The sequence below is a fragment of the Gracilibacillus thailandensis genome (genome assembly GCF_010994055.1).
GTDB lineage: Bacteria > Bacillota > Bacilli > Bacillales > Amphibacillaceae > Gracilibacillus > Gracilibacillus lacisalsi.
The window spans coordinates 1-20,146 of sequence record NZ_WJID01000045.1; the positions used below are offsets into that span (position 1 = coordinate 1).

Annotated in this window: 14 protein-coding genes; 3 read left to right on the forward strand and 11 right to left on the reverse strand. The window is 37.4% G+C overall.

Translation table 11 applies throughout. The annotated features are described in order from the left end of the window. Positions 1-128: 128 nt before the first annotated feature. Positions 129-1,553 carry an aldehyde dehydrogenase family protein gene (locus GH715_RS13695; protein ID WP_153835783.1) on the reverse strand — a complete coding sequence of 475 codons (1,425 nt, stop codon included), beginning with the start codon at positions 1,551-1,553 and terminating at the stop codon, positions 129-131. Positions 1,554-1,719: 166 nt separating this feature from the next. Here GH715_RS13695 and GH715_RS13700 point away from each other — a divergent pair, with 166 nt between their 5' ends. Continuing rightward, complete coding sequence (locus tag GH715_RS13700; protein ID WP_153835784.1) at positions 1,720-2,277, forward strand: CBO0543 family protein; 558 nt, start codon at positions 1,720-1,722, stop codon at positions 2,275-2,277. 118 nt (positions 2,278-2,395) lie between these two features. Here the strand turns inward: GH715_RS13700 and GH715_RS13705 are convergent, their stop codons facing one another. From GH715_RS13705 to GH715_RS13730, 6 genes are all read right to left on the reverse strand, one after another. Then, positions 2,396-4,006: a glycoside hydrolase family 43 protein gene (locus GH715_RS13705; RefSeq protein ID WP_153835785.1), complete on the reverse strand. Its 1,611-nt coding sequence runs from the start codon at positions 4,004-4,006 to the stop codon at positions 2,396-2,398. 365 nt (positions 4,007-4,371) lie between these two features. Beyond that, on the reverse strand, positions 4,372-5,562 hold the full coding sequence (locus GH715_RS13710) for a NupC/NupG family nucleoside CNT transporter (protein WP_163578663.1): 1,191 nt from the start codon (positions 5,560-5,562) through the stop codon (positions 4,372-4,374). Positions 5,563-5,681: 119 nt separating this feature from the next. Next, a complete protein-coding gene (locus GH715_RS13715; RefSeq protein WP_163578664.1) occupies positions 5,682-6,170 on the reverse strand; it encodes a DUF4367 domain-containing protein in 489 nt (162 codons plus the stop codon). A 470-nt stretch (positions 6,171-6,640) separates the two neighbouring features. Beyond that, positions 6,641-7,795 (reverse strand): sporulation protein YhbH, encoded by a 1,155-nt coding sequence (yhbH, locus tag GH715_RS13720; protein WP_153835787.1) that lies wholly within the window; start codon positions 7,793-7,795, stop codon positions 6,641-6,643. A 743-nt stretch (positions 7,796-8,538) separates the two neighbouring features. After that, entirely contained in the window at positions 8,539-9,813 is a 1,275-nt protein-coding gene (odhB, locus tag GH715_RS13725; RefSeq protein WP_153835788.1) for a 2-oxoglutarate dehydrogenase complex dihydrolipoyllysine-residue succinyltransferase, read from the reverse strand. Next, positions 9,800-12,670 (reverse strand): 2-oxoglutarate dehydrogenase E1 component, encoded by a 2,871-nt coding sequence (locus GH715_RS13730; RefSeq protein WP_163578665.1) that lies wholly within the window; start codon positions 12,668-12,670, stop codon positions 9,800-9,802. The genes odhB and GH715_RS13730 overlap by 14 nt, the downstream gene beginning before the upstream one ends. A 397-nt stretch (positions 12,671-13,067) precedes the next feature. On the opposite strand from GH715_RS13730, the gene GH715_RS13735 reads away from it, so the two are divergent. Together GH715_RS13735 and panF are read left to right on the forward strand one after the other, a co-directional pair. Next, the gene (locus tag GH715_RS13735) at positions 13,068-13,343 is read left to right on the forward strand and encodes a YhdT family protein (RefSeq protein ID WP_153835789.1); all 276 of its coding nucleotides are present in this window, start codon (positions 13,068-13,070) and stop codon (positions 13,341-13,343) included. Next, positions 13,340-14,767, forward strand: a complete 1,428-nt coding sequence (gene panF, locus GH715_RS13740; protein WP_153835790.1) for a sodium/pantothenate symporter — start codon at positions 13,340-13,342, stop codon at positions 14,765-14,767. The genes GH715_RS13735 and panF overlap by 4 nt, the downstream gene beginning before the upstream one ends. 171 nt (positions 14,768-14,938) lie before the next feature. Here the strand turns inward: panF and GH715_RS13745 are convergent, their stop codons facing one another. The 4 genes from GH715_RS13745 to GH715_RS13760 form a co-directional block, all read right to left on the reverse strand. Next, entirely contained in the window at positions 14,939-16,834 is a 1,896-nt protein-coding gene (locus GH715_RS13745) for a PrkA family serine protein kinase (RefSeq protein ID WP_153835791.1), read from the reverse strand. A gap of 432 nt (positions 16,835-17,266) precedes the next feature. Continuing rightward, a complete protein-coding gene (nagE, locus tag GH715_RS13750; RefSeq protein ID WP_153835792.1) occupies positions 17,267-18,721 on the reverse strand; it encodes an N-acetylglucosamine-specific PTS transporter subunit IIBC in 1,455 nt (484 codons plus the stop codon). A 30-nt stretch (positions 18,722-18,751) separates the two neighbouring features. Further along, positions 18,752-19,567 (reverse strand): PRD domain-containing protein, encoded by an 816-nt coding sequence (locus GH715_RS13755; protein ID WP_153835793.1) that lies wholly within the window; start codon positions 19,565-19,567, stop codon positions 18,752-18,754. A 41-nt stretch (positions 19,568-19,608) separates the two neighbouring features. After that, on the reverse strand, positions 19,609-20,100 hold the full coding sequence (locus tag GH715_RS13760; RefSeq protein WP_153835794.1) for a PTS sugar transporter subunit IIA: 492 nt from the start codon (positions 20,098-20,100) through the stop codon (positions 19,609-19,611). Between the last annotated feature and the right edge of the window lie 46 nt (positions 20,101-20,146).

Below are 20,146 nucleotides of genomic sequence, written 5' to 3' on the forward strand. Positions count from 1 at the left end.
AAGTGGGCAGCCGGAGCGATGCTTTCCGTCTACACATCACTTCAAAATGACCACCTATGACAAAAACACTATCATGCCGCTTATTATATACTTTTCTTTTAAACAAAAAAGGTGTAGCTTGAGATAAGCTACACCTTCAAATTCATTACAATTAATCTCTCTTCGGTCATTTCTTCTATTGAATATTTCGGTCCTTCTTTACCATTGCCGCTATCCTTTACACCACCATATGGCATGAGATCAACGCGATATTGCGAACCATCATTGATCATCAACCCGCCTACTTCCACATGTTTCGCTGCATAATAAGCTGTATCGATATTTTGTGTGAAAATGCCACCTTGTAAACCGTAATCCGATTGATTGATTTCCTGAATACACTGCTTAATATCTGAAAAAGGTATGACACTTGCAATAGGTGCAAAAACCTCTTCACAAACTACACGCATTTCTGGTTTGACATCAGTCAGAATAGTAGGTTGCAGCAATGCACCTTCTCTTTCACCACCATAAAAAATAGTTGCACCTTTTTTCACAGCTTCTTGAATCCATTCTTCAGCACGTTTTGCCTCATCTTCTGCGATCATTGGACCAACATCTGTTTCTGGATCAGTTGGATCTCCTATTTTCAACTCATCCATATGTTCTTTTAGTTTATCTAGAAATAGCTCCTGCACTTCTTCATGCACATATATTCGTTGTACAGAAATACATACCTGTCCAGCAAAAGCGAAGGATTGTGCTGCTATTGTTTTTGCTGCTAACTCGACATCTGCTTCTTTATCAACTATTACAGGTGAGTTATTGCCCAATTCTAATATTAGTCGGTTCAAGCCTGTTTCTTGTTTTAATTTCAAACCTACCTTCGCACTTCCTGTAAACGTGTAAAGAGCAATACGCTCATCTTTCATCATTTGATTACCTACTGTTGAACCGGAACCAACGACTACTTGCAATAACCCTTTCGGTAAACCTGCTTTATCAAGAATTTCTGCTAATTTTAACGCTGAAATCGGGGTTTTACTCGCCGGTTTTAACACAACTGCATTACCAGCAGCAAGGGCAGGGGCTACTTTATGAGAAACGAGATTAAGTGGAAAATTAAATGGACTAATCGCTCCAACTACCCCTACTGGCACTTTGATCGTAAAAGCCATTCGATTTTCCGAACCCGGCGCTGCTTCGACAGGAACACCTTCACCATGGATACGTTTTGCCTCTTCTGCTGCTACTAAAAAGGTTTGAGCAGAACGATCAATCTCAGCTCGTGCCTGTTTTAACGGTTTCCCTGCTTCTTTGGTAATGATCATCGCCAACTCTTCTTTTTCGTCAGCAATTAGTTGAGAAGCTTTATCTAAGACCTGATATCGTTCATATGGAGAAAGCTTCTCCTGTTCAAATGCTTTAGCCGCACTAGTAATTGCCTTGTCTACCATCTCTTCGTCTGCTTTGGCAACACGTGCATATACTTCTTGAGAATATTTATCTAATACATCCAATGATTCGTTTGTGTCTAACCATTTTCCATCAATAAAAAGTTGAAACTTCTGCATCAGTTAACACCTCGGTTTTCAGATTTATCAATGTTATTCCACTTTTTTACTAGTTTAAACCTTGAGTCGAAAATTGAAAAGGAGTGTAATAAAATTTTGTACTCTCGTTTATCCTTATAACATAGTACCCAACGATTTAAGAAGTTCATTAAAAGGGAATGATAAAATGATTATTCCAGAAGAAGTTGCTAAAAAAACAGATGAGGCTTATCATTTTTTGGTTAAAGCTAATCAAAAGGATCACATTATTTGGATGGAAGATGTGTTTTTATCATGGCAATGGTGGTTTTGTTTCATACTAGCTATTATTCCATGGGTTTTATGGTGGAAATTTAGAAAAAAGGAATCGACGAACCGTTTATTACTCGGTGCTTTCTTTACCATGTTTATCTCGACTTCCCTAGATTCTTATGGAACAGAATTGGGTTATTGGGGTTACAGATATGAATTATTACCTTTTTTGCCATCTTTCTTCCCTTGGGATTTAAGTCTTCTTCCTGTTGCTTTTCTGGTAATTGTGCAAATAAAACCAAATATTTCACCTATTTTAAAGGCTATTTTTTATGCATTTCTTAGCTCGTCAATAGGCGAACCGTTCTTCGAATGGCTAGGATTTTATAATCCTATCACTTGGAATTACGTTTATTCATTACCGATACAGTTCATTATATTTCTAGTTGGATACTCCTTAGTTACAAGTAAAAAATTTGAAGCGATAAAATGAAAATAACAGTTCTATCCACCTTCTATTTACTATGGTATTAACCGGCATAGAAACATAGTATGTCAAAAAACGCTCAGAATTAAATTCTGAACGTTTTTTGGTTAAGCTCAATAACAGATTATTTTTGCGGATCATAAATGAAATAATCGAAATCAGCATGTTTGTTTTCACCTGATGTGTCTTGACATTGCATACCTACGAATGCTCCTGTAAAGAATCCACCACCTTGAATATAATCATCTGATAGCTTGTAGGATTCAAATTCAACCGGTACTGTATGCCAAGTTTCTCCGTCAAAGGAATAAGAATACGTGTAGATAGCTGTTTTTACATCCACGCGTAAATAAACATATTCAACATCCTCAGGAATCTCAATTTCGTTTCCTTTAATCGGTTGTCCAAATGTAAAATTATCGCAAGTCATTAACTCTAAGATCCGACCTTTTTCTTCATGCCACGAGATTTGGAAAGAAGTCCAGTTCTCTGTATTGTAGTAATTGACAAGACCTGCTGATTGCTGGAAATCTTCAGGCTGGAACGCTACCTTTGTTTCCGCTCTGAAATTAAAGTGTTGCCAGCGTCTTGCGATAAAGGATTGTGTAAATAAAGAAGTTAGTGATTCTTTACCATATAAACGTAAATGACCAGGATGATCCTTCAATGAAACGATATCTTCACCTAATGGAATACGTAAACTTTGGAAATGAAGGTTCAATTCATCAGAATCGAAATCATCTTTTGTCAGATAATCAGGATCCCATTTTACTTCTTCGATATCAGGCCCTTCGATTTCTAAGGAAGGCTGGTTACCACCAACAACATACGGCCAGTCATTTTTCCACTCTACACGCTGAATCGCGGTTTCACGACCTAATGGACAATAGCCGCGAGGATCTAATAAAGGTTGTCCATCTCTCGGTAAAACACGTCCAGTTAAATGGACAAGGAACCATTCATCTGTATGTGTTTGTACGATCGAGGCATGGCCAGCTTTTTGCAACGGATTTCTTGGATACGGCCACGACGTAATAAGTGGATTTTCCGGATGGACTTCATATGGTCCTGTTAGATTTTTCGAACGTGCTATCGTGGCACAGTGATCGAATTTAGTTCCGCCTTCAGCAGTTAATAAATAATAGTAGCCATTCCATTTATATAAATGCGGTGCCTCCGTTAATTTAATATCAGTCCCTTTGAAAATAACTTGCTTTTTACCAACAAGCTTCTGCTGACTGTGATCATATTCCTGTAAAACAATTCCATAGAAGTTATGATGTCCAACGCGGTGATCCCATTTCATATTGACTAAGTATTTTTTACCGTCATCATCATGGAATAGGGACGGATCAAAACCTGAGCTGTTTAGATAAATGGGATCTGACCATTCACCATCAATCGTGTCACAAGTTGCCAAATAGTTATGAGAATCTTTCCAGTTACCGTTTACAACTTTCACATCAGTGTAAATTAAATAGAATTGACCATCATGATGAGATAACTGTGGTGCCCAAATACCACCAGAGTTAGGATTACCTTTCATATTTAATTGACTAAGTCTATTAAGTGGTCTTGATACTAACCGCCAGTTTTTTAAATCTTTCGAATGATAAATACCTACACCTGGGAACCATTCAAATGTGGATACAGCGATATAATAATCTTCCCCTACTCTGCAAATACTTGGATCTGGATTAAAACCTGTTAAAATTGGATTTTGAATTGTAGCCATTGTTTCACCCCTACTTTATTTTGTAAACGTTTAATTTTACAATCCATAGTATAGCATAAAACTCACACAAAGTATAATGGATAAACTAAGTTTTTGTAATTTTTTTGTGCAAAGATTATATACTTTGTCGAAAACGTACATTTTATCTCATTGGATCCATCTAAAGCACCTTCTTTTTTTGGTAGATCGATTGAATGTAATCTTAAATAAAGAGTGGATCTATCACCACTATGTAAAAAAGGGATTCGGTACCAGTTATGATACCAATGTTTATATACTTTCCTTATAAGTAAAAGAGGGATACATATTAGACATAACTAATATGTATCCCTCCAAATTATTATAACGGTCCTGTCTTGATCCTCTTATAAGAATAGACCTGCAATTGTTGCAGATAGGATAGAACCTAATGTTGCACCGATCAGTAATTTCATACCGAATTTAGAAACGGATGCACCTTTTTCACTATCAATCCCTTGTACTGTACCTGCAATGATACCGATAGAAGAGAAGTTAGCGAAACTAGTTAGGAATACCGTAACAATCCCAACCGTTTTTTCCGACAATTGACCAATTAACGGTTCAAGTTCTAACATGGCTACAAATTCGTTTGTAATAATCTTCGTACCCATAATACCACCAGCTTGAACCAGTTCTCCAGGAGCAATACCCATTAGGAAACCTATTGGATATAATACATAGCCCAAAATTTCTTGTAAGGTAGTACCGGCAAATATTCCTGCAATTGCCCAATTCACTAATTCTAAAGCTGCAATAAAGGCAATTAACATCGCAGCTACAATTAAAGCGATTTTACCACCATCTAATGCGCCATTCCCCATAGCTTCGAAAAAGCTTTTTGCATCGGATACATTTTTTACATCGACTTCATCATTTTCATCATCTACTTTAACTGGTGCAATAAGCGATGCAATAATAAGGGAACTAAACATATTCAATGGAATAGCTACTAAAACATACTGTGCCGGTAACATTTGAATATAAGCCCCGACAATAGAAGCTGAGACAGATCCCATTGCTGAAGCACTTACAATATATAAACGATTATTATTTAAATGATGGAACTGTGATTTAATCGCAATAAGTGCTTCGGATTGACCAAAGAACATACTGTTTACTGCATTGAAAGATTCTACTTTTGGTAATCCGGTAATTTTGGATATGAGCCAACCAAAATATTTAATAATGAATGGCAGAATTCTTAAATAAGTAAGTACGGATAATAAGGTTGAAAAGAAAATAATGACTAACAATACATTGAAAAAGAATACTGACGCGCCTTCTTCAATAGCAAGTCCTCCAAGTACGAAGGCAACACCTTCACTCGCAAATTCAATTAATTTATTAAACACATCAGAAATAAAATTAATGATTGCCTCACCTATTGTTGTCATAAACATAAACCATGTCGTTACAACTTGTGCTAATAGCATGAGTCCGATTCCAACAAAATTAACATTTTTACGGTCATTAGACATCGCATATGCAATAGCTAGTACTATAATGACTGCTAAAATTCCTAATAAAATTCCCACAAAATTTCCTCCTTTAAAATAGACACTATTATTCCTACCTTACCCAATCACCTGTAGAATTACACCTTATTGTAGCATGAAACTGTTTTCTTGTGGGAGTGTTAATAAAAGTCTAAAAATTATGAAGATTGAAAAGATTTAGCTACTTGCACAAGTTCCTCTTCAGAAAGCGACTCTTCACTCGGTCGGTAAATCATTTGATATGTAATACCATCTTTTTCCCAGTACAATGTTTGGGAATATGGATGATCCTGATAATAACCTTCCATTGAATCGCTTATCGAGATGGTTTTGAAATCACTTTCTTCTTGATAGTCTTCTCCATTAATTAACTGTATGGTAAAAATGTCGTTAGCTTTAGTAAACATGGTAATATCAAATGCTTCATTATCAAGCTCTTCTAAATAGAAACGATCTGTGACAAGTATCTCAGCAGCAATTGGAACATACGATGGTAATTCTGCGGTAAATTCGAGGTTTTCCATAGCTTTCTCTACCTCATCTTTGTCATATGAATAAAAGCCTTCAGGTATAGCAGATTGTCCATTACATCCTACTAAAACAAGAATTATTATGCTTGCTGTCATCACTTGCTGAAAAAACTTCATACTTGCCTGCCTCCATAAATTCATTAGTATACTATTAGACGATAAATAAGCGTAATAAGTTTCACTAAAGTAAACATCTAAATAATTTGTTAACTTTTAACACTTATTATAGCATGTTTCGTGAATATTAGTCATTTCTTCCCAATAAGAAATGAGCAGAGCGCCCTCTTAGAAGCGTAGCGGCTGGAACTAATCAACTGAGATAAAGGAATCACTGAGAAAAGCGAACCGATGATGACTTATCGTAGGGCGATTCGTGAATTCGCCTAGATTTAGGTGCTCGGAGTTAGACATTTGCGCAAAATGTTATACTTTCTTGTCCAAAAAGAAAAACTGAGCATTCCACTCAGTCCTCATCACTAAATGTTAAAAGTTACGCTTCCTTATGTGGCTATGATGGAATAATATCAACTGCTTGACCACCACTTCCCTACCTCAAAAAACAAACGCAAGCGTAAGAAACGCCGACACTATTTAGCATCGACGTTACTTTTATGGAAGAAGTGCTTCATCGCGTAGAAAACATCTTCTCTATTTTTCAACACGTATTGTTTGAATCGAGGGTGATCAACATCTTTGAACGCTTGCATTAATGTGGAATACCGGTTATATTGATTTACTTCCCCATAGCAAAACATATTCGCACTCTCTAATAACTGATAAACTGCTTCTAATGACCTCCGATTATCGGAAGTTAAATTATCACCATCTGAAAAATGAAAAGGATAAATGTTATAACGGCTTGCTGGATACTTTTCATTGACGAGTTCTAATGCTTTTCGATAGGCAGATGAACAAATCGTTCCTCCACTTTCTCCTTTAGTAAAAAAAGATTCCTCATCTACCACCTTTGCTTCTGTATGATGGGCAATAAATTCCACATCTACTGTTTCGTATTTTTTCCGTAAAAAGCGAACCATCCAAAAGTAGAAACTGCGAGCCACATATTTTTCGAATTGCCCCATCGAGCCACTTGTATCCATCATAGCTAACACAACTGCTTTTGATTCTGGTTTTTCAACATTATCCCATGTTTTATATCGTAAATCATCTGGATATATCGGTGCAAAAGATGGATTCCCTTCTAGGGCATTTCTGCGATAAGACGCTAACATCGTTCTTTTCTTATCAATGTTTCCAGTTAAACCTTTTTTACGTATATCACGAAACTCCACATCAGTGATCGTAATGTTATCTTGTTCTTTCTCCATCAAATTGGGCAATTCTAGTTGTGAAAAAAAAGCTTCCTCTACTTCCTCAAAATCTACTTCTGCCTCATAATAATCAACTCCAGGTTGATTTCCTGCTTTCTCACCTTTTTGTCCCTTTTTCGCTTTTTGTGGGTCTTGAGCAACGACATCTCCTACCTCACTGTCTCCATCTCCTTGACCTACATGTTTGTTTTTAGATTGACTGTAGCGTATTTTATATTCGTCCAAGGAGCGAATTGGTATTCGAATAATTTCTTTTCCTCGAGACATGATAATATTTTCTTCGCTAACAATATCTGGTAGTTTCTTTTTTAACACTTCCTTTATTTTGTCTTGATGTCGTTTTTGATCATCAAACCCTTTTCGATGGAGGGACCAATCTTCCTCTGCGATCACAAAGTTACCATCAGCCATCGAATCCCCTCCTTCGCTTGTATTATTTTATTGTATGCAACGAAAAAGAGAATGATTAAGTATTTTTAACAGAAATTCAATGGATTATACTGTAATGATTTTACCGACGGTGCATAAAGAATTTAGTCTAGTAGATACATACTGCGAAGTAATGTGGTAATTAGATGTTCGCTCACCTAAGCGATAATTTTGAAATATATCGTGATGATAACTACCACTCCGGCTGCCCACTTCCCTTTCCGTGGAGTTTGCCCTTCAGCTAACTTTTTCGAGCCAAAACCGCTCGAAAAAGTGGATCATCAGGCCAAACAATTCCCACAGGAGTGAAAGTGGGCGGCCTTCGTTAAGCTATGCTCCACAACACTAATCCGAAATCAACCAGTCGATTTCTCACCATATGTAGCAGGAATTACAGCCGATTAGAACTATAGTAAAACTAAAAAGTTTAGTTTCATAAGTTCATTTCTTTTTATAATCAGAGGACCAAAATAGCGTAGGCAGAATACGGAGACTCCTGTGAGACTCACGAGAGCTGAAGATCCACTTGGTGAAGTGCCTTTCTTCACCAAGTTAGCTAAAAACCGCCCACGGAAAGCGCAGTATTCTGCCGAAGCGTATGGCAGCACTCATCAAAATGCAGTACGGAAGAGAGCATATCCTTACTCACGTTACTTCGCAGTTTATGTATTTTGTGCTCTATCTAAAAAGCACTCATCATTAATAAATGATGAGTGCTTTTGCTTTTAGCCTTCTAATAATAGATCATATGGATCTTCTAATAATTGTTTGACGCGTACAAGGAATTGTACTGCTTCTTTTCCGTCTACGATACGGTGATCGTACGATAAGGCGATATACATCATTGGACGAACTTCAATGGAATCATCAGGCATTACTACCGGACGTTTTTGAATCGTATGCATTCCTAAAATACCAACTTGTGGTGAATTTAGAATTGGCGTGGATAATAACGATCCAAAAATACCACCGTTTGTAATCGTGAAGGAACCGCCCTGTAAGTCACTAATTTGCAGCTCTTTATTTTTCGCCTTGGTACCTAAATCAGCAATTTGCGATTCGATACCTGCAAAGTCTAAACGATCTGCATCACGTACTACTGGTACAACTAAGCCATCATCTGTTGATACAGCAATACCGATATCGTAGAATTTCTTCTTCACAATTTCGTTTTCTTGAATCTCTGCATTTAAGTATGGGAACTCTTTCAGTGCACTAACTACAGCTTTGGTAAAGAACGACATAAAGCCTAGTTTAATACCATGCTTTTCCTGGAACTTATCTTTACGTTGGCTTCGTAGTTTCATCACTGCAGTCATGTCTACTTCATTAAATGTCGTAAGCATTGCTGCTGTGTGCTGAGCTTCTACAAGGCGATTAGCAATGGTTTGACGACGGCGAGTCATTTTCTCACGCTCTACTGGTTTATCAAACTCTTCTTTGGAACTAGAAGCTTTTGCTTGATTATCTGCCTTAGACTTCTTATCTGCTTTTTTAGGTTTCGCTGCATTCTCCACATCTTCTGAACGAATACGTCCTAGTGGATCTGTCGGAGTAATATCATTCAGATCAATACCTAACTCACGAGCACGTTTTCTCGTAGCTGGTGATGCGACAACTTTTTGTTTATCTCCTGCTTTTTTCGGTTCAGTTGCTTTATTACTAGCCGCTTCTTCTTTCTTTGGCTCAGTGTTTTTCTCTTCTTCTTTTGCTTTTGGTTCTTCTTTATCGGCGGGGCTTTCAGTTGAACCTCCAGCAGCTTCACCATTTTCATCTATCTTCGCAATGACTTCCCCTACTTCTACATCATCGCCTTCATCTTTAACAAACTCAGCAATTACACCTGAATAATCAGCATTAACTTCTACATTAACTTTATCTGTTTCTAGCTCACAGATCGGATCACCTTTCTCGACGGAATCCCCCTCACTAACTAGCCACTCTGCTATCGTACCTTCCGTAATGGATTCTGCTAATTCTGGGACTTTAATTTCCTTCATTGGTTTCTCCTCCTTCGGACAGCTCTAATGCTTTTTGTACTATGCGTCTTTGTTCTGTTTTGTGTATGTGTGGATCACCTACAGATGGTGACGAACGTTCAGTACGTCCAACATAGTGTAATTCTAATTTTGTATCCACAAGCATTCTGTAAAGCAGTTCTTTTACAAAATTCCATGCCCCCATATTACGTGGTTCTTCTTGTACCCAAACCACTTCTTGCAATTTAGGACATCCATCAATGACCTCTTGAATTTTCTTGTCAGGGAATGGATAGATTTGCTCTAAACGAACGACATGAATATCTTCATATTTCTCTAGGCTTTCACTCATTTTTTCTTGAATGTCTACCATAACTTTCCCTGTACCAATTAATAATCGCTTAGCTTTTTTAGATGTTAACTCTAAGCCTGGCTGAGGTATTAATGATTGGAATTTACCATTCGTAAACTCCTCTATTGTTGACACTACTCGCGGACTGCGTAACAAGCTCTTCGGTGTTAAAACAACTAATGGACGCGCTGCTTCACTGTCCACTAAAGCAGCTTGACGTCTTAACAGATGGAAGAATTGTGCACTGGTTGTAACATTAGCGACAATCCAGTTATTTTCCGCCGCCATCGTTAAGAACCGCTCTGCTCTTGCACTAGAGTGTTCTGGTCCTTGGCCTTCATAACCATGTGGTAATAACATCACCATATTAGAACGTTCATCCCACTTCGCACGACCAGATGAGATAAATTGATCAAAAATTACCTGACCTGCATTGGCAAAGTCACCGAATTGTGCTTCCCAAATAACTAATGTTTTTGGTGCTTTTACACTATAACCGTATTCAAATCCTAGTACCGCAGCTTCTGATAATGGACTGTTGTGAATGTCGAATGTCGCTTTTGCTTCGTCCAGTCCATGCATCGGGCAATACGTATCACTTGAATCCACATCATGTAACATTAAGTGACGGTGTGCAAATGTTCCACGTTCTGAATCCTGTCCTGTAATACGAATCGGAATACCGTCTTGTAAAATCGAAGCATAGGCTAAAGCTTCTGCTACTGCCCAATCGGCTTTTTCATCTTTTTCAAATGTATGATGACGCTTAGATAGTATTTTTTCGAGCTTCTTAAAGGATTGGAAACCTTCTGGTCGTTTTAATAGACCTTTATTAAGTGAAAGGAGTAAATCCTTTGGCACCGATGTTTCAATGTCACTCAATCCATTCTGCAACGCTTGTGGTACTGGCAATGCTTCAGGATTTTCATTAACACTTTCCGTCATATCATCATAAATGCCTTGTAATTTATTAAAAACAGCTTCTTTCATTTCTTCAAAAGTATTTTCTGCTAAAATTCCTTCATCTTGTAGACGTTTAGCATAAACATTGGCACAAGTTGGATGTTGATCAATTGATTGATACAATTTCGGTTGTGTAGCACGTGGTTCGTCCATTTCATTGTGACCATAGCGTCTGTAACCGACTAAATCAATTAACACATCTTTTTGAAACTTTTGACGGTAATCATACGCTAATGTTGCTGCTGAAATACAAGCTTCCGGATCATCTGCATTGACATGGATAATAGGTACTTCAAAGCCTTTTGCTAAGTCACTTGCATACCTGGTGGAACGACCTTGGCGTTGCCCGGTTGTAAAACCTACTAAGTTATTCGCAATGATATGCAATGTTCCACCGGTTCGGTAGCCATCTAATGCACTCAGGTTAAAGGTTTCTGCTACTACACCTTCACCAATAAATGCTGCATCACCATGAATCAAAATACTAAATGCTTTATTAACATTTTGCTCTGGACTACCTTTCTGGAAACGAAAATCTTGCGCTGCTCTTGTAAAACCTTCTACAACTGGGTTAACAAACTCCAAATGTGAAGGGTTATGTGCTAATGTAATCTTCGTTGGTGATGGTTTCTCTTCCCCGACATCGCGTTTTGCGCCAAAGTGATATTTCACATCACCAGTCCATCCATACGTAATCGCTCTTGAACCCGGTGAAGATGGCACTAATTCCTTATCTGCTGACGGATGAAATTCAGAAAATAGCTTATCAAATGGCTTACCTAAAATATGTGTCAGTACACTTAATCTACCACGGTGAGCCATCCCCATTAGAATCTCTTCTGTTTCATCATAAAAGGAATTTTGAACGATTCGATCTAAAATAGGAACCATCATTTCCAAGCCTTCGATCGAAAAACGTTTCTGTGCGACAAAAGTTTTCGCTAAGAAATTTTCAAAACCTTCCACATCAACGATCTTTCCAAGTAGTTCTTTTTTCTCCTTCTCTGAGAATGGAAAACGATACTTACCAGACTCAATGTTCTCTTGGAACCACAAGCGTTCTTCGTCATTGTTTACATGATCGTACTCAAATGAAATCGTTCCTGCATATTGAGCTAACAAGTAATCAACTACATCCTGCGCATTGTTCACCCCTTGAACAGTGGCATCCCAAACCCATTCAGCCGGAATCGCTTCCAAAACGTCTTTACTTAGATTGTAATAGCTTGGATCAACAAGTGTAGTATCACTTTCTATACCTGATCCAACAGGGTAAATCTCAGCTTTCAAATGACCATAACGACGAATAGCCTCAACAAGCTTAATTGCTGAGGTTAATTGTTTCGCACTTATATCAGATGATAAGCCTTTACTGCTTGCTACCTCTGCTTGCTGTCCTTCAATTAATTCTTTTGGAGCTCCGTACTGATCAAACATTTCTTTCAGGGATGAATCGACAGAGTCTTTGTTTTCCAAATAAAGTTCATACTGCTCTTGTACATAGCCCATATTAGGACCGTAAAATTTTTTCCAGAATCTCTCACTGGATTCCTGCTGTGTCACGTCTTATACCCCCATTAGAAGTCACTTTCTCCTGCTAAACTAAACTCCCATCCAAATGTTGTAATGAGTAAAACATTACATCAATAAATATAACCTATTTTACCTAGGGAAACAACATATAAGTTACGATTTTTTGGAAAAGTTTAATAAGTATAAAAAAAGCTTAAAAAAGCTAGTTTTTATGCGTTAAAAGGTACATTATGATCGTTCATGAGAATGCTTACAAAAAGGGGAAATAACTTCTCACTTTTGTACTATTTTAAACGGAATAAAGGGCCAATATTAAAAGTTATTTTTTAAGAAGCTAAAAGCATTAATACAAGCCATGCAGTTGTCACCAACGCTCTGATATGATTTACTTTTAAGGTAAGAATTTGATGGAGGAGGAAAATAATAAATGAAAGAATTAGATAAAAATCCTATTAAAGTAGCCAATCGTGAAGCACTCATCGGTGTCTATTTAGTAGTGTTTCACTTTATCTGGTGGTTTGCTTTTGCATACGGCTTGGGAAAAAAGGATCCTTCTGAGTATCAATATATTTTAGGATTTCCCGCATGGTTTTTCTATAGCTGTATTGCAGGTATTATCATTATGTCCATTCTTGTATTTATTATCGTGAAATTCTTTTTCACTGATTTACCTTTTGATGATGAGGAGTTCGAACAATCATGAATTTAGTAGCATCTATCACATTATTCAGTTCCGTTGCCATTATTTTTTTAATTGGGTTATTGGCGAGCAGAACGACCAATACAAGTGCTTCCTTTATGGAAGATTATTATTTAGGCGGACGCAGCTTAGGCGGATTTGTCTTAGCGATGACAATGACTGCAACATATGGAAGTGCCAGCAGTTTTATCGGTGGGCCCGGGGTAGCTTACAATGAAGGATTAGGTTGGGTATTATTATCTGTTATCCAGGTCTCCACAGGTTATTTCACCTTAATGATTCTCGGAAAAAGATTTGCAATCACCGCAAAAAAATATAAAGCGATCACGATGGTAGACTTCCTTAAAGAAAGATATCAATCCAAATGGGTTGTATTATTGTCTTCATTCAGTATTATTGTCTTTTTATTTTCTGCCATGGCCGCTCAATGGATTGGCGGTGGTCGATTAATCGAGTCTATTACTGGGTTATCCTATCATTCTGCATTACTTATTTTTGTATTAACTGTACTTATTTATGTTACTTTCGGTGGGTTTCGTGCAGTAACTTTGACAGATTCCATTCAAGGAACGATTATGATTATCGGAACTGTCATCTTACTGGCATCGATCATTATAGCAGGAGGCGGTATTTCTTCGATCATGGCTGACCTTCGTGCTGAGAATCCTAATCTAATTACACCATACGGAGCAGATGGAAGCTTATCACCACAGTACGTATCCTCTTTTTGGATCTTGGTTGGTGTTGGGATTGTAGCGTTACCGCAAATTGTGGTTCGAGCGATGTCCTATAAAAACACGAAATCATTTCATCGTGCACTAATTATTGGTACTATTGTCGTCGGTGTTATTATGTTAAACATGCATTTAATCGGGGTATTTGCTCGTCCGATTTTACCAGGTGTTGAAGTAGCTGATACAGTAATCCCGTTAATTGCTTTAGAAGTATTACCAGCTTGGTTGGCAGGAATAGTATTGGCAGCACCACTCGCAGCCATCATGTCGACAGTAGATTCCTTGCTATTATTAGTTAGCTCAACCATTGTTAAAGACGTCTATCTTAATTACATACAGCCAACAGCCTCTAAGAAAAAAGTACGTACATTAAGCATGACCATAACCGCTATTTTAGGGTTGATTGTATACTTAATTGCGATTAATCCACCTGATTTAATCATTTGGTTGAATTTATATACTATTGGCGGGTTGGAAGCTGCATTTATTTGGCCGGTCGTAATGGGTATCTATTGGAAAAAAGGAAACAAATATGGCGCAATTGCAGCGATTATTACAGGTTTCAGCTCGTACATTTTGTTTCAAGCCTTTTATCCAGAACCGTTCGGCATGCATTCGGTTGTCTCATCGATAGCGATATCACTGATTGCCTATGTTGGGACTAGTTTAAGCTTGAGAAACAAAGTGCTGTGAATTTATTGGACACTTTTTACTGTTTATTGGACACTTTCGATCATTTATTGGACACTATTCAAGATTTACTGGACACTTTATATGGTTTATTGGACACTTCTAGTAATTTATTGGACACTTTTTAAAATGCACACAAAAATGACCTCCGAACAAAGGAGGTCATTTTTCTTATTATCGATTCAACAAGCTACCGACATAACGTAACAGATCATTAGCAGATTGTGTATTATAGCCATACTCTTCCACTAAAGTTGCCACCACTTCATTCATTTTCTTTAACTGCTGCTCATCTGGTGTTTTCGTGGAAGTGGTGATTTTTACTACGTCCTTCAAGTCAGCAAATAATTTCTTTTGAATCGCTTCGCGCAGGCGTTCATGTGATTGATAATCAAATTTTTTGCCTTTGCGTGCATAAGCTGAAATTCGGATTAGGATCTCTTCGCGAAATGCTTTTTTGGCATTTTCGGATATACCTATCTGTTCTTCAATCGAACGCATTAATTTTTCATCAGGATGCATTTCTTCTCCTGTTAGTGGATCCTGTAATTTTGCTTTATTACAGTATGCTTCCACATTATCTAAATAATTGTCCATCAGCGTTTTGGCAGATTCTTCATAGGAATAAACGAATGCTTTCTGTACTTCTTTTTTCGCCAGTTCATCATATTCTTTACGGGCAATCGAAATGAAGTCCAAATAATCTTCTTTTTGTTCTTTCGTAATCGAAGGATGATCATCCAAGCCATCTTTCAATGATCGCAATACATCAAGCGCATTGATCGCCTGCATTTCTTTACGGATAATCGTCGATGAGATGCGATTGATGACATAACGAGGATCAATTCCAGTCATGCCTTCATCAGGATATTCCTTTTTCATTGCATTTACATCTTGATCACTAAATCCTTCAACATCTTGATCATTATATAAATACATTTTTTTCAACATACTGACATTGCTTTGCTTCGACTCTTTTAATCGTGTAAGAATCGTAAACATTGCTGCTATTTTTAAAGTGTGTGGCGCAATGTGGACGTCCTGGATGTCACTCTCTTCAATCATTTTTTGATATATTCGCTCTTCCTGATCTAATTTTAAATTATATGGAATCGGCATCACAATCATTCTCGAGTGTAATGCTTCATTCTTTTTATTAGAGATAAAAGAACGATACTCAGATTCATTCGTATGAGCTACTATCATTTCATCTGCTGAGATCAAGGCAAATCGACCTGCTTTAAAGTTACCTTCCTGTGTTAATGAAAGTAAATGCCAGAGAAATTTCTCATCACATTTTAGCATTTCCTGAAATTCCATCAATCCGCGGTTAGCTTTATTCAACTCTCCGTCAAAGCGATATGCTCGAGGGTCTGACTCTGATCCATACGTGGCAATCGTGGAAAAATCAATTGAGCCAGTAAGGTCCGCAATATCCTGTGATTTCGGATCGGACGGACTAAATGTACCAATACCGACCCGGTTATCTTCTGAAAAAAAGATCCGCTCTACTTTAACATCTTCAATTCTGTCACCGTATTCCTCCTCGAGTCGTAGTCGATTTAAGGGAGATAAACTTCCTTCAATTTTTATGCCATATTCTTTTTCAAAATCAGCTCTCAAATGCTGTGGAATCAGGTGCAACGGGTTTTCATGCATGGGGCAATCTTTAATTGCATACACTGCACCCCGATCTGTCAACGTGTACTTCTCTAATCCTCTTTTTAATAATGTGACCAAAGTAGATTTCCCGCCACTTACCGGTCCCATTAATAATAAAATCCGCTTTTTAACATCTAGCCTTTTAGCAGCTGGATGAAAGTATTCCTCAACCAATTTCTCTAATGCTTCTTCCAATCCAAATAATTCATGGCTGAAGAAGTTATATTTACGCACACCGTTTTCTTCTTCTATCCCTTCATCTTTTATCATCTGGTAGATACGGGAATGAGCAGATTGTGCAAGGTATGGTTTTTCTTTTAACAGTTCAAGATACTCTGCAAATGTACCTTCCCATTTCAAGGCATCTTGTGTTTGACGATATTCTTGCACCCTTCTTAAGATATCCATAGAACGACCTCCCAATAATGTAAACCTTGCTTATGCTAAAAAGCATGATGAAATTATTTTAGTAGTTGCTTTATCTATATGTATGTGGGAAGACGGTCAAAAATGAATGAAGTATTGATAAGATATCCTATCTATTCATTGGGGAAAGTCATTTGATTTCCCAATATATCCTTTTATACGCTAACGTGTTATGACCCTATAAGAAAAGCGCAGAGCACCCATTGAGAAACGTAGCGAATTAAGAATCAACTGAAATAAAGGAATCACGGTGAGTTTACGAACCGATGATGACTTATCTTGGAGCGATTCGTGAAGTCGCCTAGTTTCTGTTCACTCGAAGCTAGACAGGCACCCAATTTTTATACTTTCTTTTCCTAAAAAAAGCATGAAGAAAGTATTCTCCATGCTTGTAGTCATATATCTTGCCTACAATTATTTTCGTATTTTTTTGATTTCATCTGCTACAAATTGCACTTGAGTTCCAACTATTACTTGGATGCTATTTTTACCTACAATATTGATTCCGGGTACACCAGTATTTTTTATACGTTGCTGATCTACGGCATCCATATCTTTAACGTCTAATCTTAATCGTGTCACACAGTTATCTAGCGTGACAACATTGTCATCTCCACCTAGTCCAGCATAAATTTCTTTGGCCATTGTAGCTATATCATCATTAGCAGAAGATTCTTCACTTGCATTTTCCACCTGTTCTACATCGTCTTCACGGCCTGGTGTTTTGAAATTAAATTTCGTGATTAAAAAGCGAAATAGTACATAATAAATAACACCAATGACTAAACCTTGAACAAGTAACATTAATGGCTGGTTAGCTAATGGTAATTTTGAACTTAAAAAGAAATCAATAAAACCAGCACTAAATCCAAAACCTGCTGTCCAATCAAAGGCAGCTGCTACAGCCATGGAAATACCTGTTAAAGCTGCATGCACTACATATAATGCTGGAGCTAAAAACATAAAGGAAAATTCTAACGGTTCTGTTACACCTGTAAAGAACGAAGCAAAACCAGCTGCTAAAAGTAATGATGCGGCTGTTTTCTTTCTTGTTGTTTTAGCTGTATGATACATTGCTAACGCCGCTGCAGGTAAACCAAACATCATAACTGGGAAAAAGCCTGCCATGTACATACCTGTAACACCTTTTTCACCTTCTCCAGACCAAAAATTCGCAATATCATTAATACCAGCAACATCAAACCAAAAAACGGAGTTTAAGGCGTGATGAAGGCCTGTTGGTATTAATAAACGGTTAAAGAAGCCATATAATCCGGCACCGATAGCATCTAAATCAAGAATTGCTTTACCAAACGACACTAAGCCTGAATAGACAACTGGCCACACAAAAAATAGAATAGCAGAAACAATTAAACTGGTTACCGCTGTCATAATTGGCACTAAACGTTTTCCACTGAAAAAGGCAAAAGCATCTGGTAATTTCACGTGACTAAATCGATTATACATAATAGAAGCTACAATACCTGAGATAATTCCGATAAATTGATTTTCAACACTATCAAAGGCTGCATTAACATTGCCTGGATCTACACCTTGTAACAGCGCCACAGATTCCGTTGATAACAAGGTCGTAACGACTAGATAAGCTACCAACCCACTCAATGCAGCAGATCCATCCTTGTCTTTGGACATCCCAAAAGCAATACCTACCGCAAATAAGATTGACATACTTTCACCGGAAACAATAGATTCACCGGCTTTAATTAAAAAGGCTGCTATTACATTTGCTTCCCCCCATCCTTCCGGGTCCATCCAATAACCAAGCCCCATTAATATCGCAGCAGCTGGCAATACGGCAACCGGTAACATTAATGATCTACCGATATTTTGAAGATATTTCATAACCATCATTAGTTCCTCCTATTTGAAAAAATTTAATTACTGTTTAAGTCTATTAAGGTGAATCGTGATATATCCAAGCTCTGATTCTGGAAAATAAATATCATACTTATTTTGTATAATGTCTGTTACTTCTTTAGTACACTGATATGAATCCGCAAATTTCTTTTGAATCATCGATAACATTTCCTGATCCAATTCATGCATTTCATAGTGACTAACTCGAGATAAAGCAAAATGCAAATGAGTTACAAGCCTTTGATAAGATATATCATCTTCTCTAAATCTCATCGCCATTTTCTGCATGATAAGCTGGATCATTTCTCTTACTATGACAGTATGCTTAATCGTCTGACGGTAATCACCCCCTTGAAGCTTCATTGTATGGATATGTAGTGCAATATGAGCTGCTTCATCAATCGGAATGTCTATATCGTATTTTTCACGAATCCGCTGTACTGCCCATGAACCAATTTCATATTCATTTCGATACAATATCTTTATTTCATTTAGAAGCTTATTTTGGAGATGTATGCCGTCTTGTGTGCGTTCAATCGCGAATGAAATATGGTCTGTTAAAGCAATATGAATATGCTCACTTAACTTCGTGCCTAGATACTTTTCCGCATAGGAGATAATTTCTTCTGAAATCAAAAAATGTTCCTCTGGAATTCGATCTAACAACTGCTGTAACTTTTCATTTTCCTTCATTACAAAAAGTTGTTCGACTTTTTGTGGGTTAATGACATCATTCTTTTTCTTACCGAATGCAATGCCAGTGCCAATCGCTACTTTTTCTTCTCCTTGGTCCACTACAAGTACAGCGTTATTATTCAAAATTTTTTTCAATTTCATTCCATCATCTCCATTCTTCACAGAAAGCGTCATTCCTAACATTACCCACTAATCGTTAACACGGTTGTCTTGCCGGCTACACATTCCGTTTCTGTTGTTAAGATATATTCGTTTTGGCTTTGGTTACTATTGGTAATGACCATCGGAGTTATAATATGATCCACTTTATTACGAATATAACCCAAATCTACTGTCATTAATCGATCTCCAACTGAAACACGATCCCCTTCTTTAACTAAGACATAAAATCCCTTTCCATCTAAGGAAACAGTCTCTAATCCAACATGGATAAGTATTTCCCTGTCATTTGGCGTCTTTAATCCAATGGCATGCTTACTTGGTGCAATTTGGACAATCGTTCCTTCAACAGGGGCAACAATATTTTCATCGTTCGGGATGATCGCAACCCCTTCCCCCATCATCTTTTGACTGAAAACTGGGTCGGGTACCTTTTCAAGCGGTAATATTTCACCAGTAATAGGTGCTTTTATTTGTATAATGGTAGAAGGTTTTTTAAATAGGTTTTTAAACATCATTCCATCTCCTTTTGACATGATTTTCATTTAAATAAGAAAAGCG

Excerpts from the sequence above, each read along its gene's own strand:
- GH715_RS13715 (WP_163578664.1), bottom strand. The coding sequence starts at position 6,170 with ATGAAGTTTTTTCAGCAAGTGATGACAGCAAGCATAATAATTCTTGTT.
- GH715_RS13735 (WP_153835789.1), top strand. The coding sequence starts at position 13,068 with ATGAAAGAATTAGATAAAAATCCTATTAAAGTAGCCAATCGTGAAGCA.
- yhbH (WP_153835787.1), bottom strand. The coding sequence starts at position 7,795 with ATGGCTGATGGTAACTTTGTGATCGCAGAGGAAGATTGGTCCCTCCAT.
- GH715_RS13745 (WP_153835791.1), bottom strand. The coding sequence starts at position 16,834 with ATGGATATCTTAAGAAGGGTGCAAGAATATCGTCAAACACAAGATGCC.
- GH715_RS13695 (WP_153835783.1), bottom strand. The coding sequence starts at position 1,553 with ATGCAGAAGTTTCAACTTTTTATTGATGGAAAATGGTTAGACACAAAC.
- GH715_RS13755 (WP_153835793.1), bottom strand. The coding sequence starts at position 19,567 with ATGAAATTGAAAAAAATTTTGAATAATAACGCTGTACTTGTAGTGGAC.
- panF (WP_153835790.1), top strand. The coding sequence starts at position 13,340 with ATGAATTTAGTAGCATCTATCACATTATTCAGTTCCGTTGCCATTATT.
- odhB (WP_153835788.1), bottom strand. The coding sequence starts at position 9,813 with ATGAAGGAAATTAAAGTCCCAGAATTAGCAGAATCCATTACGGAAGGT.
- GH715_RS13705 (WP_153835785.1), bottom strand. The coding sequence starts at position 4,006 with ATGGCTACAATTCAAAATCCAATTTTAACAGGTTTTAATCCAGATCCA.
- GH715_RS13700 (WP_153835784.1), top strand. The coding sequence starts at position 1,720 with ATGATTATTCCAGAAGAAGTTGCTAAAAAAACAGATGAGGCTTATCAT.
- nagE (WP_153835792.1), bottom strand. The coding sequence starts at position 18,721 with ATGGTTATGAAATATCTTCAAAATATCGGTAGATCATTAATGTTACCG.
- GH715_RS13760 (WP_153835794.1), bottom strand. The coding sequence starts at position 20,100 with ATGTTTAAAAACCTATTTAAAAAACCTTCTACCATTATACAAATAAAA.